Below are 12,095 nucleotides of genomic sequence, written 5' to 3' on the forward strand. Positions count from 1 at the left end.
AGCCGCGCCGGTACCGGGGTACTGCCCGCCCGCCGGATTCGGTCCCGCGGTGCCGGGGGCTCACGGAAGAGCGCTCATAGCGTGACCAGAGGGTCGATCAAGCCCCTGTTCGCGCAATGATCCATCTCCTGCTGGGAGTACTTCCGTGGCCACGTTCCTCTACCGACTGGGCCGGCTCGCCTTCAGACGCCGACGGTCCTTCCTGATGTTCTGGATCGTCGTCCTCGCCGCCGTCGGTATAGGTGCCGCCGGCGTCTCCGGCAAGACGACGGACGACTTCACCCTGCCCGGGACCCAGTCCCAGAAGGCGATCGATCTGCTGGGCAGGGAGTTCCCGCAGGCCTCCGCGGACGGTGCCACGGCCCGGGTCGTCTTCGAGGCGCCCGGCGGGCAGAAGCTGACCTCCGCCGCCAACAAGGCCGAGATCACGTCCCTCGTCGCCGACCTCGAGAAGGCGCCGCAGGTGGCGAGCGTCTCCGAGCCCTTCAGTGCCGGTCTGGTCAGCAAGGACGGCACGATCGCCTACGCCCAGGTCACCTATCGGGTACCCAAGGCCGATCTCACCACCGCCGCGTCCGACGCCCTGAACCAGGTCGCCGAGAAGGGCGAGCGGGCCGGGCTGACGATGAGCCTGGGCGGTAGCGCCGTGCAGGAGAAGGCCGCCAGCAAGGCTGCCGAACTGATCGGCCTCGCGGTGGCCGCCGTAGCGCTGGTCATCACCTTCGGCTCGATGATCGCCGCCGGACTCCCGCTGCTGACCGCGCTGTTCGGCGTGGGAGTGGCGATCCTGTGCATCACCGTCTCCACTCACTTCTTCGACATGGCCTCGGCCTCCTCGACCCTGGCGCTGATGCTGGGCCTGGCCGTGGCGATCGACTACGCCCTGTTCATCGTCTCCCGCTACCGCAGCGAGATCCGGGACGGGCACGAGCCGGAGGAGGCCGCCGGACGGGCCCTGGGCACCGCCGGGTCGGCTGTCGTCTTCGCCGGTCTGACCGTCGTCATCGCGCTGGCCGGGCTCAGCGTCATCGGCATCAAGATGCTCACCACGATGGGTCTGGCCGCCGCCTTCGCGGTCGCCGTGGCCGTCGTCATCGCGCTGACCCTGCTGCCCGCCGTACTGGGCTTCGCCGGGATGCGGATCATGAAGGGGAAGCTCACCAGCGAGCGTCATCGCGCCGAGGAGCGCGGCGAGCGCGAGGCGATGGGCGTGCGCTGGGGCCGGTTCGTCACCCGCAACCCGGTCAAGATGCTCGTCGTCTCGGTGCTGGGCCTCGGGCTGCTGGCCATTCCGGCGATGTCGCTGCGCCTGACCCTGCCCGACGACAGCATGGCCTCCCCCGGCTCCACCCAGCGCGTCGCCTACGACACCCTGAGCAAGGGCTTCGGGCCCGGCTTCAACGGCCCGCTGACCGTGGTCGTCGACGCCCGGAACAGCACCGGTGCCGGACCCGAGGCGGCGGCGCGGGACGCGTACGACACGATCAGCAAGCTGCCCGACGTCGCCGCCGCCCGTACTGCCGTCTTCAACGAGTCCGGTGACGTGGCGCTGATCGGTGTGATCCCCAGGAGTTCCCCGACCAGTGAGGCCACCAAGGACCTGGTCGCCGACATCCGCGACCACAGTGCCGCTCTGCACAAGGACACCGGCGCCGATCTGATGGTCACCGGCACCACGGCCGTCAACATCGACGTCTCCACCAAGCTGGGCCAGGCCATGCTGCCCTATCTGGCCATCGTGGTCGGACTGGCGCTGATCCTGCTCCTGCTGGTGTTCCGTTCGGTCCTGGTCCCGCTCAAGGCAGCCCTCGGCTTCCTGCTCAGTGTGGTGGCCACCCTCGGTGTCCTGGTCGCGGTCTTCCAGTGGGGCTGGCTGAAGGACCTCTTCGGCGTCGACCAGACCCAGCCGATCGTCAGCGTGCTGCCCATCCTGCTGATCGGTGTCGTCTTCGGTCTCGCCATGGACTACGAGGTCTTCCTCGTCACCCGGATGCGGGAGGAGTACGTCCACGGCGCCGAGCCCACCGACGCGATCGTGGCGGGCTTCAAGCACGGCGGCCGGGTGGTCACCGCCGCGGCGATCATCATGATCTCCGTCTTCGCCGGGTTCCTGCTGGACGACACCGCACTGGTGAAGTCGATCGGCCTGGGACTCGCCTCAGCCGTCCTCTTCGACGCCTTCGTCGTCCGCATGACCATCGTCCCGGCGGTGATGACCCTGCTCGGCCGCCGCGCCTGGGCCCTGCCGGGGTGGCTCGACCGGATCATGCCCGACGTGGACGTCGAGGGCGAGAAGTTGCGCCAGACGCTGGAGGCACGCCGAACGCCCGCTCCGGACGGCCCCGTGGACGAGGAGGCCGGCGAGGCCGAGGAGAGGCTGACGCAGAAGCGCTGACAGGAAAGCACCCACCGCACGGCCGTACGATCCCCATCTGGGCGTTCGGGACCCGGCCGGCCGTGCCCGGCCGTGCCCCGAGTCCCCGTCCGCCGGTCCACTCCCCCGAGGTCGGCGGACGGGCCCGCCCGCACCGCGAAGGGCGTACAGAGTGACCGCATCGAAGACAGCCGCGCAGCCGGAGCCGTACGACGTCATCCGGCTTCCCCGGCCGCTGTCGGACGACCCCGACCCCGAGCAGCGGGCGATCGTCTCGATCATCACCCGGCTGGCGGGATGGCGGCTGGCCGACCGGGCGCACCCCCGCATCCGGCGCTGGGCGGTGCCCGCCTTCTGCACCCTGCTCGGCGCGTCCGAGGTGTTCGACCCTGACTTCGGCCCCGACATCCCGGTGAAGGTGGCGCTGACGCTGGGGCTCACCGTCCCGCTGCTGTGGCGGCAGCAGCGGCCCACTCTGGTGTGGGCCGTCATCACGGTCGTCTCGATGCCCGTCGCCTTCCTGGGGATCCTGACCGGAGCGAACTCGGCGTGGGTCGTGGCCCTGTTCAACATGGGCCGCTTCGCCACCCCCCGTCGGGCGGGGGTGGCCACGGCCGTCACCCTGGCGCAGATCACCGTGGCGGGCACCGTCTTCTGGGACTCGGGCCAGGTGGCTCATGCCACCCGCCCCTGGGTGGTGCTGATGCTGACGCTGCTGGTCGTGACGGCGTTCGCCTTTCTGGGCCTGGCCGGGCGGCTGGTGAACACCGTCATCGCCGCCCTGGAGAAGGACCGCGCCCAGCAGGCCCGTCTCTCGGCCGCCCAGGAGCGGGCCCGTGTCTCCCGGGAGATGCACGACATCCTCGGCCACACCCTCGCGGTCATCGTCGGCCTCTCCGACGGCGCCGCCTCCCTCTCCCGGACCAAACCGGAACGCGGCGCGGAGACGCTCCGCATCATCGGCGACAGCGGCCGGGACGCGCTGGGTGAGCTGCGCCGTCTGCTCACGGTCATCGGCGACGAGCAGGGCACCCGGTCCGAGGCCCCGCTCGCCCCTCAGCCGGGGCTGGCCGATCTGAAAGCCCTGCTGGAACGGGTCCGGGCCGCCGGCCCGACCGCCACCCTGCACACCGCCGGAGAGCTGACCGGACTCAGCCAGGGAGTGCAGCTCGCCGTCTACCGCATCGTGCAGGAAGCCCTCACCAACACGCTCAGGCACACCACCCGCGAAACCACTGTCACCGTCTCCATCACCGTCGGCTCCGACGCGGTCCGCGTCGGCGTCGAGGACACCGGCCCGTCTCACCCCGCGAAGGCGGCCCTCCCGAAGTCCGGCAGCGGCCAGGGGCTGGTCGGCATGCGGCAACGCGCCGCCCTCTACCGGGGCAGCGTCACCGCGGGCCCCAACGACCACGGCGGCTGGAGTGTCCACGCCCTCCTCTTCACCGACCCTCCTTCCGGCCCCGCCCACACCACGGAGAGGCTTCCGGCATGACCACCGTCCTGATCGTCGACGACCAGACCCTGCAACGTCTCGGCTTCCGCATGCTGCTGGAGGCGGAACCCGACATGACCGTCGTCGACGAGGCCGCCAACGGCAGCGAAGCGGTCCGCAAGACCGCCGAACTGCGCCCCGACGTCGTCCTGATGGACGTACGCATGCCCGGCATGGACGGCATCGAGGCCACCCGGCGCATCGTCGGGTCGGGCGGTCGCTCCCGTGTCCTGGTGCTGACCACCTTCGATCTCGACGAGTACGCGTACGAAGCGCTGTGCGCCGGGGCCAGCGGCTTCTTCCTCAAGGACGCGCGGCCCGAGGAACTCGTCGTCGGTATCCGCGCGGTGGCCGCCGGGGACGCCGTCATCTCACCCGGTGTCACCCGCAAGCTCATCGACACCTTCACCAGCCGACGGTCCGCCCCCGCCCCCGAACACGAACGCCGGCTCGCCGACCTCACCGAACGCGAACGCGAGGTCCTGACGGCCATGGCGGGCGGATCGAACAACACGGAGATCGCCGAGATCCTCCACCTCGCCGAGTCCACCGTGAAGTCCCACGTCAGCCGAATCCTCGCGAAGATCGGCGCCAGGGACCGGGTACAGGCGGTGATCTTCGCGTACGACGTCGGCCTGGTACGCCCGTCCTGAGCCGACGTCCGTTTCCGGGAGGGACGGTCAGGACGCCCGTGGAACCGCGGCCGGCGCGGCGGACGTACGGCCTCCGGGCCGAAGCGCCGCAGGGCACGGTCCGCGGCGGATTCGGCGGCGCGGGCACGGGCGTCGCCCGGGTCGAGGGAGAGCCGGCGGTGGGAACTGTCGGCCGGCACCAGGGCGTCGGCGCGGGGATCACCGTGAGTCAGCGGCGTCTGTCTCCTCACGGAGGTCTCACCCCGAAAGGACTTGCACCTGACGTTAGCGTGAGGTTCTAGCGTAGCTGCTGTCGGTCCCCACCAGGGCGTTCCCGACGCATTCCTACGTGAAGGACCACCCCCCATGCGCATCGCCAACTCCGTCGCCCTTGTCACCGGTGCGAGCCGCGGCCTCGGCCGCCACTTCGCCACCCAACTGCTGGAGCGGGGAGCGTCCAAGGTGTACGCCACCGCGCGCAACCCCGAGCGCGTTGATCTGCCGGGAGCGGAGGTGCTGGCGCTCGACATCACCGACCCGGCCTCCGTCGCCGCCGTGGCGGAAGCCGCCTCGGACGTGACGCTACTGGTCAACAACGCCGGCATCATCACCATCAATGGCCTGGTCAACGGTGACCTGGACCAGATCGAGCTGGAGATGGACACCGCCTACTACGGTCCGTTGCGCATGATCCGAGCCTTCGCCCCGATCCTGAAGGCGGGTGGCGGCGGGGCGATCGTCAACGTCCTGTCGGTCGCATCCTGGACCCCCTCCGAACACTGGGGTGCCTACAGCGCGGCCAAGGCCGCCGCGTGGAGCCTGACCAACAGCGTCCGCCTGGAACTCTCCGCACAGAACACCCTGGTCACCGGCTTGTACATGGGACCCACCGACACCGACATGGCCAAGGGACAGCCATTCGAGAAGAACGATCCGGCCGACGTCGTCAGGGCCGCACTCGACGGGGTCGAGGCCAAGCAGTCCGAGGTCATCGCCGACGCGCTGACCGCGCGGGCCAAGGCCAACCTGACTCTGGACCCCGCCGTGGTCTACACACCGGCCGCGACCGCCGCCTGACATCCAAGGATCGCCCACCACGGCGCGACGGTCCGTGACCGATAAGCGCGCCCTCCATTCCCCCAGCTCGCAGCATGAAAGAAGGCCCGCCATGAACACCCCCACCTCCTCGTCCAAGCCCAAGGCACTGATCGTCGTCCCGTCGGCTGCTGTTCTGCCGCTCACCGCACCGGCAGACCACCCCGGCGTCTCCACCGGGTTCTATCTGGTCGAGCTGGCGCAGATCCTCAAGGAATTCGGTGACGAGTACGAGTTCACCTTCGCCACCCCCGGCGGACTCGTCCCGCAACTGGAGATCAACGGCCTGGCCCTGCCGATGCACGCCGCGGACAAGTTCAGCTCCGCGAACATCACGGCCACCGCTGCGCAGGCGTTCCGCTTCGACGTCGACACCTTCCGTGCCAAACGGCCAGGACTCGTCGCCCGCCGGGACAGCGAACTCGCCCTCGCCCGCCGCTACCTGGGCCGCCTGCCCGTCTCCGAGGCGCTGCCGGGCAGTGACAAAGAGGTCGTGGTGCTGCGGGACGACCTGATCAAGTCGATGCAGGACCTGCCGGAGCACACCTACCAGTCCATCGAGCAGCTCGTGCACAGACACCGTGACCCCGAGGACGCCTTCGACCTGGGCGCGTTCGACTTCGTGCACATGCCGGGCGGCCACGCTCCCATGGTCGACTTCGTCGACAACCCCTGGCTCGGCGAACTCCTGCACACCCTGCGCGAGAACCAGGTGCTGATCTCGCTGATCTGCCACGCCCCCATCGCCATGGCCTCGGCCAAGTACCGGGTGGGTGCTGACGGCACCGTCGTCACCGACCTCGACCACGCCTTCAACGGTGTGCGGGTGACCACGGTCGCCAAGTCCGCCGAACTCTTCGTCCTCAGCAACGGCTACCTCAAGATCCCCGGCAAGAAGGTACGGATGGGCTACTTCATCGACGAAGCCCTCAGGAGCGCTGGCTACAAGGTGGAGACGACCACCAACCCGACCGCCATCAAGGTCATCTGGGAGGAAGGTGTCCGCCTGCTCACCAGCAACGGTCCCCAGTCGATCGACGAGCACGCCGCCCGTCTGCGCACCCTCCTGCCGAGCCACTGACCCCGCCCCTCCCGGCGCAGGATGTCGACATCGGCTAGGCTGAAACATCACGCTGACGTCAGATGTAACTCCTGTTGGGACGCGAAACAGCAGCGCAAACAGCAAGGGAGCAGTCATGCGGATCGGGGAGGTCGCCGAACGGGCCGGAGTGAGCGTCCGGGCCCTGCGTTACTACGAGGAGCAGCGGCTGCTCGGTGCCACGCGTACCGGCGGGGGGCAGCGGCAGTACCCGGACGGCGCGGTCGAGCGGGTAAGGATGATCCAGCAGTTGTATGCTGCCGGCCTCTCCAGCAGACTCGTCCGCGAGGTCCTGCCGCGGTGCATGAACGAGGGCGATGCGCCCCATGGGTTCACCGACAACCTCGTCACCGAACGGGCCCGCATCGACCGCCAGATCAACGACCTCACGGCAGTGCGCGCCCGCCTCGACGAGATCATCGCTGTGACGACGGACCCCAGCCATCCCGACCACTGCCACCCCGTACGCGCCGGCGTCGCCGCCGTACCGCCTGAATCGGCCTGCCGCACACTGGTCACAGGCGTACGAGAGGGTCGTGCTCACTCCAAGGTGAGGACGACACACCCCTGGAGCCCGCCCGCCCTCAAACCGTGGTGGTGTCGGTAGAGCCCGATCAGGCCGACCGCCCTGAGGGCGATACCACTCCCGGGAGAGGTCTGATCATGCGACATGGAACGTCGCCGCTCCTGCCGGCTGCACCGCCTCCGCACCGAACCGGTCCCGGGCGCGATCGGCGGCGGCCTCGATGCGGCGGGATTTCTCGTCGGTCGGCTCGAAGAGCAGTTGGCGGGGAGCTTGTTCGGCGGCGATCAGGTTCTCCGCCCGCAGGGAGACAGTGCGGACACGGGCGCGTTGAAGAGCGAGTCGGTCATGGAGGTCGTAGGCGAGTGCCGTCAGGGAGCGTGTGTGAGCGGTGGGTTCGGGTAGCTTGCGGGTGCGCGTCGTCGTCGAGCGGTCCGCGTAGCGGACGGTGAGAGTGAGGGCGCAGGCCACCTGGGATTCGCCACGCAACTGTAGGCCGAGGCGGTCGGTGAGCGCGAGCAGGGCGGCGCGCTGCCGGTCCCGGTCCAACTCGTCCTGAGCAAAGCGGTGTTCGACGCTCATCGAGCGGGGCGGGGCCGAAGGGATCACTGGTGTCGGGTCGAGGCCGTGGGCCGCGTCGTGAAGGTTGCGGCCGGCGGTGACGCCCAGGATGCGCTGCAGTGTGCCGAGTGGTGCGGCCGCGATCCTGCCGACGCTGTCCAGGCCGTACGAGGACAGGGTGCGGGCGGTCGCCGGTCCCACGCCTTGCAGGGCGCCGGTGGGTTTCTTCGCGAGGAAGGCGGTGACCGTGTCGATGTCGTCGGGCAGGGTGCGGACCGTCGAGGGCGGGCCGTCGGCCGCGACCATACGGGCAAGAAGCGGGTTCGCGGCGACACCGACCGTCGAGCGGAGCCCGTACAGCCCGCCGGTGCGCGCTCGGATGCGCTCGGCGAGTGCCGTGGCGTCCGTGCCGAAGTAGCGCAGGCTGCCGGAGACGTCGGCCAGTGCGGCATCCGGCGGCAGGGCCTGCACCAGCGGGGTGTACTCGGCCAGCAGGGCGAGCAGACGGCTGTAGAGCTGCTCGTCCCGCAGGTCGTGGAAGTGGATGTAGAGGATGTTCATCCTGCGCTCCCGGGGCTCTGGTGCCACAGCTTGCGGTTCTGTTTGACGGATTCGCCGGGCGGCTGCAGATCCGCCCAGGGATGCAGCGCGTAGCCGGTCTCCAGCCGGAGACTGCGGCTGTCCGCGGCTCCGCCCGATGGTGCATCGGCCTGGGTGAGTCGTTCCGTGACCGCCGACAGGCCGCCTTCGCGGCGCAGTTGGGCCAGTTCGGTGAGGTCCCAGGCGGCGAAGCCGGTCACCGACAGCGCCTTTCCGCTGCCTCCGCCACGGCGCTGCACCACTCCGCGCACGAGCAGCAGCCAGGAGTGGAAGACGGTGTGCGCGCTGGTGTCATGGCTGTCCTCGAAGAACGCGCAGTCCACCAGGCCGGTCGTGTCGTCGAGTGTCGTGAAGATGACCCGCTTGCCGGAGCGGATCGGCGGGGTCTGTACGGCCCCTTTCGCACCGGCGACCAGCACCACCTGTCCGTGCGGCAGGTCCTTCAGCCGCTTCGCGGGAATGGCCCCGAGCTCTCCCAGCAACTCGCGGTGATCGCCCATGAGATGACGCGAGGTGTCCATGCCGAGCACCCCGAGCTCGGCTCCGAGCCGCTCGGCGTCGTCCAGGTCGGGCAGACCGGCGGGGGCGACCGTACGGTGGGCCGCGTCGGCCTCCCCCAACGTCAACTGGCCTTGCGCAGAGCCCCGTTGGCTGTGATGCAGCTCAGCGAGATGCAACAGCAGGTCGCGGCGGTTGCGGCCGAAGGCGTCCAACGCGCCCACCTGGGCGAGGCGTTCGGCGATGGGCCGGGACGGCCGGGCCCTGGAAGCGAAGTCCTGGAGCGAGCTGTAGGGGCGCCCTGCGACGATTCGCGCCGCCTCGCTCTCACTCATCCCACGCACGTCGCAAAGAGCGAGCCGGACCCCGCAGACGGACCGACCACCCTCCGAACCAGACACCAGTTCGATTCGATAGGCGACATCCGACGCGTTCACATCGAGCGGCAGGATCGGTACGCCCCGCCGACGGGCATCCGCGAGCAGCAGCCGCTTCGGATACATCCCCGGGTCGTGCGTGAGAAGCCCCGCGTAGAAGGCGGCCGGATGATGAGCCTTCAGCCACGCCGACTGGTACGAGGGCACCGCGAAGGCCACCGCGTGCGCCTTGCAGAAGCCGTACGCCCCGAACGCCTCGACGATCTCCCAGGTCCGCTCGACGACCTCCTCCTCGTACCCCCGCCCGCGAGCCTCCTGCGCGAACCATGCCCGTACTCGTCCGACCCGGTCGGCGTCCGACAGCGCCCGCCGCGTGTAGTCACCGAAGGCCAGGGTGCAGCCGGTCATGACCGACAGAATCTGGATGATCTGCTCATGGAAGACCACCACGCCGTACGTCTCCCGCAGCGCGGGCTCCAGGTCGGGGTGCGGACAGCGGGGTGCCTGGCGCCCGTGTCTGGCCTTGATGAACGGATCGACCATGTTGGCCGCGACAGGTCCTGGCCTGAAGAGCGAGATGTCGACGACGAGGTCATGGAAGGTTTCGGGCTGCAACCGGGCGATGAGGTCGCGCTGACCGGGTGACTCGGTCTGGAAACAGCCAAGCGTCTGCGAGGACTTGATCAGCTGGAACGTCTTCGGGTCGTCCGGCGGAACCTGGGCGGCGTCGTCCAGGTCGACGCGGTGCCCGGTGGTCCGCTCGATCTCGGTGACGGCGTGCGCCATGGCGGACTGCATGCGTACGCCGAGCACGTCGAGCTTGAGCAGCCCGAGGTCCTCCACGTCCTCCTTGTCGAACTGGGACATGGGGAAGCCCTCGCCGCTGGTCGGCACGACCGGGGTGCGGCGCAGCAGCGTCGCGTCGGAGAGCAGGACACCGCACGGGTGCATGGCGATGCCGCGCGGGAGCGCGTCCAGGGCCTCGACCAGGTCCCACATGTGCGGGCCGTACGCCTCCGGGTCGATACCGCGCAGTTCCGGCAACTCCCGCAGGGCGGCTCGGGCGTCTCGGGCCCTGATGTGAGGAAACGATTTTGCAAGCCGGTCCACCTCGGCCGGATCCAGACCGAGGGCAAGACCGACATCGCGTACGGCGTGCCGTACGCGATAGGTCTCCGGCATGGACACGGTGGCCACTTGCTCCGTACCGAAGCGGTCGATGACCGCCCGGTAGACGTCCAGTCGGCGGGCGGACTCGACGTCGATGTCGATGTCGGGCAGTTCCGTGCGCCGGTCGGACAGGAAGCGTTCCATGAGCAGACCGTGCTCGACCGGATCGGCGGTGGCGATCCCGAGGAGATGGTTGACCAGGGAACCCGCGCCGGAGCCGCGCGCGGCCACCCGGATTCCGAGTTCACGGGTGTCGGCGACGACCTGGGCAACGGTGAGGAAGTACGAGGCGTATCCCAGTCTCTCGATCAGGCGCAGTTCGTCATCGAGGCGCTCCCAGCGGTGGCGGTCACGGTCGTAGCGGTGCAGCAGCATCGCGGCGGCGCACTTCGAACGCAGCACCTGCTCAGGGGTGCTCCGGTGGACGCCGACGAGTTCCGGCTCGGGAAAATGCACGCGTCCGAGCCCGAGATCGTCCTCGGGATCGACACGGCACGCGGCGGCGGTCTCCTCGGTGACCTCGAGCAGTCGCCGGGCGGTGTTCCCGCCGTACCCGGCGGCCTCGGCCACCTGTTCGGCGATACGGGCCATGTCCGCCGCGGGCTTGAGCCACCGCTCGCCGCAGTCCCGCTCGCCGCGTGGATCGATCGGCACCAGACGGCGCGCGGAGTCCAGAACGTCCGCGACCGGGCCCTGGCCGGGGTCGGCATAACGTACGGCGTTGCTCAGGACGGGAGTGATCCGCTGATCGGCGGCGAAGCCGAGAGCGCGGGCCGCGAGCCGCAGCGAACCGGAACCGGTGCCACCGCGGCCGTGACAGACGACCTCGATGCGCAGCGCCGCGCCCTCGTACCGCTCCCGCCAGGGTGCGAGCAGCTGGGCGGCACGGTCCGGCCGCCCCGTCGCCAGGGCGCGGCCGACGTCCGAGCCGGGGCCGAGCAGCACCGTGAGGTGTTCCCCGCCGAGGGCGTCCCAGGGCAGCAGGGGGCGCCGGTCTCCTGTGGTGTCCACGTGCGCGGCACTCACCAGCCGGCACAGCTCGGACCAGCCGCGGGCCCCGTCCCGGGCAAGGAAAACCACGCGCTGGGCCGACTCGTCGACGAAGGCGCCACCGCGGGCCGGTGTGCGTCGCCGCTCCGTACGTCCGGCCGTTTCGGGAGGCGCCTCCACCGCGAGATCCACTCCGAACAGGGGTCGGACACCGGCCCGGCCTGCGGCCTTGGCGAAACGGACGGCCCCACCGAGGGTGTCCCGGTCAGTCAGGGCGACCGCGTCCATCCCCCGCTCGACGGCCCGCTCCGCAAGCTGCTCGGGGTGCGAGGCGCCGTACCGCAGGGAGAACCCGGAGACGGCGTGCAGATGCGTAAAACCGCGCATCTGGACCACCTCGCCACTGGCTGCCCCCTATCTCCACGCTGCCACTCCGGCCACTCCGGAGTGATGGCACCACCCTAGACCAGCATCGAACATTTATGCGATTCGGGAAGGGCTGCCACCCAGGACACGCGGGGAGGCCGATACCGCCCGTGCGGGACCGGGGCGGCGAGCGCCGGGCGACCATCACTTGCCGTGACCAGGCACACGCGACCGGCCGCCAGAGGCCTCGCGAACGACGAAATCCCGCCCCCGGGAACCAGGGGCGGGACCGTCCCGGACCGATCGGAGTCCGGG

The 12,095-nt window shown here is 69.9% G+C and carries 8 protein-coding genes; 6 read left to right on the forward strand and 2 right to left on the reverse strand.

Annotation, left to right across the window (positions count from 1 at the left end; translation table 11 throughout):
* Positions 1–145: 145 nt before the first annotated feature.
* The 6 genes from OHN74_RS08340 to OHN74_RS08370 all read left to right on the forward strand — a co-directional run bounded on the left by OHN74_RS08340 (position 146) and on the right by OHN74_RS08370 (position 7,302).
* Complete coding sequence (locus OHN74_RS08340; protein ID WP_327693881.1) at positions 146–2,395, forward strand: MMPL family transporter; 2,250 nt, start codon at positions 146–148, stop codon at positions 2,393–2,395.
* Between the two features lie 151 nt (positions 2,396–2,546).
* The gene (locus OHN74_RS08345; RefSeq protein ID WP_327693882.1) at positions 2,547–3,869 is read left to right on the forward strand and encodes a sensor histidine kinase; all 1,323 of its coding nucleotides are present in this window, start codon (positions 2,547–2,549) and stop codon (positions 3,867–3,869) included.
* Positions 3,866–4,522, forward strand: a complete 657-nt coding sequence (locus OHN74_RS08350) for a response regulator transcription factor (RefSeq protein ID WP_327693883.1) — start codon at positions 3,866–3,868, stop codon at positions 4,520–4,522. Before OHN74_RS08345 ends, OHN74_RS08350 begins: the two co-directional genes overlap by 4 nt.
* Positions 4,523–4,867: 345 nt before the next feature.
* Positions 4,868–5,578 carry an SDR family oxidoreductase gene (locus OHN74_RS08360; RefSeq protein WP_327693884.1) on the forward strand — a complete coding sequence of 237 codons (711 nt, stop codon included), beginning with the start codon at positions 4,868–4,870 and terminating at the stop codon, positions 5,576–5,578.
* Positions 5,579–5,669: 91 nt separating this feature from the next.
* On the forward strand, positions 5,670–6,677 hold the full coding sequence (locus OHN74_RS08365) for a DJ-1/PfpI family protein (protein ID WP_327693885.1): 1,008 nt from the start codon (positions 5,670–5,672) through the stop codon (positions 6,675–6,677).
* Positions 6,678–6,792: 115 nt separating this feature from the next.
* Positions 6,793–7,302 (forward strand): MerR family transcriptional regulator, encoded by a 510-nt coding sequence (locus tag OHN74_RS08370; protein WP_327693886.1) that lies wholly within the window; start codon positions 6,793–6,795, stop codon positions 7,300–7,302.
* Positions 7,303–7,356: 54 nt separating this feature from the next.
* Here the strand turns inward: OHN74_RS08370 and OHN74_RS08375 are convergent, their stop codons facing one another.
* The gene (locus tag OHN74_RS08375) at positions 7,357–8,340 is read right to left on the reverse strand and encodes a DNA polymerase Y family protein (RefSeq protein WP_327693887.1); all 984 of its coding nucleotides are present in this window, start codon (positions 8,338–8,340) and stop codon (positions 7,357–7,359) included.
* Positions 8,337–11,801 carry a DNA polymerase III subunit alpha gene (locus OHN74_RS08380; RefSeq protein WP_327693888.1) on the reverse strand — a complete coding sequence of 1,155 codons (3,465 nt, stop codon included), beginning with the start codon at positions 11,799–11,801 and terminating at the stop codon, positions 8,337–8,339. The genes OHN74_RS08375 and OHN74_RS08380 overlap by 4 nt, the downstream gene beginning before the upstream one ends.
* Positions 11,802–12,095: the final 294 nt, after the last annotated feature.

Source organism: Streptomyces sp. NBC_00459, assembly GCF_036013955.1.
Taxonomy (GTDB): domain Bacteria; phylum Actinomycetota; class Actinomycetes; order Streptomycetales; family Streptomycetaceae; genus Streptomyces.